2 protein-coding genes and 1 pseudogene are annotated in these 1,723 nt (G+C 64.9%); all 3 read left to right on the top strand.

Features of this window, described 5'->3' with window-relative positions; genetic code table 11:
* A pseudogene (locus tag BHE81_RS28780) lies at window positions 1–318 on the top strand (cobalt-precorrin-6Y C(15)-methyltransferase); the annotation flags it as partial.
* Window positions 311–1,084, top strand: a complete 774-nt coding sequence (locus tag BHE81_RS14155; protein WP_004149602.1) for a cobalt-precorrin-4 methyltransferase — start codon at window positions 311–313, stop codon at window positions 1,082–1,084. The pseudogene BHE81_RS28780 and the gene BHE81_RS14155, both read left to right, overlap by 8 nt.
* The coding region (locus BHE81_RS28775; RefSeq protein ID WP_323126093.1) for a cobalt-precorrin 5A hydrolase at window positions 1,065–1,723 on the top strand (659 nt) is incomplete at its 3' end. The genes BHE81_RS14155 and BHE81_RS28775, both read left to right, overlap by 20 nt.

Genomic DNA, 1,723 nt, shown 5'->3' with positions numbered 1-1,723 from the left:
ACCATGGCGGTTGTTGCGCCGCTGGCGGTCGCCGACAAAGCCGACGCGATCTTTATGGGGGGCAGCGGCGGCCACCTGACGGCGCTGATCGACTGGTCGCTGGCGCAGCTGCATCCTGGCGGCCGGCTGGTGATGACTTTTATTTTGCAGGAAAACCTTCATAGCGCCCTGGCGCACCTGCGGCAGAGCGGCATCCACGAGGTGGACTGCCAGCAGCTGGCGGTCTCCACCCTGGCTACCCTGGGCAGCGGCCACTACTTCAAACCCCATAATCCCGTTTTTGTCATCGCCTGTCAGAAGGAAGAAAACCATGGCTGAGACTTTTGATCCCCATTGCGTGTGGTTCGTCGGCGCCGGTCCGGGCGATCGCGAACTGATTACTCTCAAAGGCTACCGTCTGCTACAGCAGGCGCAGGTAGTGATCTACGCCGGGTCGCTGATCAACACCGAGCTACTGGCCTACTGTCCGCCACAGGCGGAGTGCCACGACAGCGCCGCGCTGCATCTGGAGCAGATCCTCGACCTGATGGAGGCGGGGGTGAAGGCGGGAAAAACGGTGGTGCGTCTGCAGACGGGCGACGTCTCGCTATATGGCTCGGTGCGCGAGCAGGGCGAAGAGCTGACCCGCCGCGGGATCCGCTGGCAGGTGGTGCCGGGCGTCAGCGCTTTCCTCGGCGCGGCGGCGGAGCTGGGGGTGGAGTACACGGTACCCGAAGTCTCGCAGAGTCTGATTATTACCCGTCTGGAAGGGCGCACGCCGGTTCCCGCGCGCGAACAGCTGGAAGCCTTTGCCAGCCATCAAACCTCGATGGCGATTTACCTGTCGGTGCAACGTATTCACCGGGTGGCGGAGCGGCTGGTGGAGGGCGGCTACCCCGCGACCACCCCGGTCGCGGTGATCTACAAGGCCACCTGGCCGGAAAGCCAGACCGTCCGCGGTACCCTCGCGGACATCGGCGACAAAGTACGCGACGCCGGGATCCGCAAAACGGCGCTGATCCTGGTCGGCCCCTTCCTCGGCGATGAGTATCACTACTCAAAACTGTACGCAGCGGATTTTAGCCATGAATACCGTAAAGCCTGAATCCATTGCCCTGTTTTGCCTGACGCCCGGCGGCGTGCGGCTGGCAAAACGGCTGGCGGCCATGCTGCCGCTTACCTGTTACACCAGCGAAGCGCTGCAGGAAGAGGGGTTTATCCCCTTCAACGGCGGCTTTGCCAGCGCTGCCCGCGAGGCGTTCAGCAGCTTCTCGGCGCTGATTTTTATCGGCGCCACCGGGATTGCCGTGCGGGTGCTGGCCCCGCTGGTGAATGACAAGCTCAGCGACCCGGCGGTGGTGGTGATTGATGAGCGCGCCCGGCACGTCATCAGCTTGCTCTCCGGCCATGCCGGGGGGGCCAATGCGCTGACCCGCTATCTCGCCGGGATGCTCGACGCCGACCCGGTGATCACCACCGCCACCGACGTCAACGAGCTGGCCGCCCTCGACACGCTGGCCTTCCAGCTGAACGCCCGGATGACCGATTTTCGCGCGGCGGTGAAAACCGTTAACCAGATGCTGGTGAGCGGTAAGCGGGTGGGGCTGTGGTGCGACGGCGAATTTACCGGGGCGCTAAGCCGCTGCGACCGGCGCGGGTTTATCCCGGTAAGCGACCTGGCGCGCTTGCCGGCGCTCGACGCCCTGATCTGCGTCACCCTGCGCCGGGCGCTGCCGCCGCTGCC

This window comes from Klebsiella sp. AqSCr (assembly GCF_008452795.1).
GTDB classification, from domain to species: domain Bacteria; phylum Pseudomonadota; class Gammaproteobacteria; order Enterobacterales; family Enterobacteriaceae; genus Klebsiella; species Klebsiella pneumoniae.
This window is presented reverse-complemented; position numbering and strand designations above follow the sequence as displayed.

Bases quoted from the DNA above. Each gene is read 5' to 3' on its own strand.
- BHE81_RS14155 (WP_004149602.1), top strand. From the start codon at position 311: ATGGCTGAGACTTTTGATCCCCATTGCGTGTGGTTCGTCGGCGCCGGT.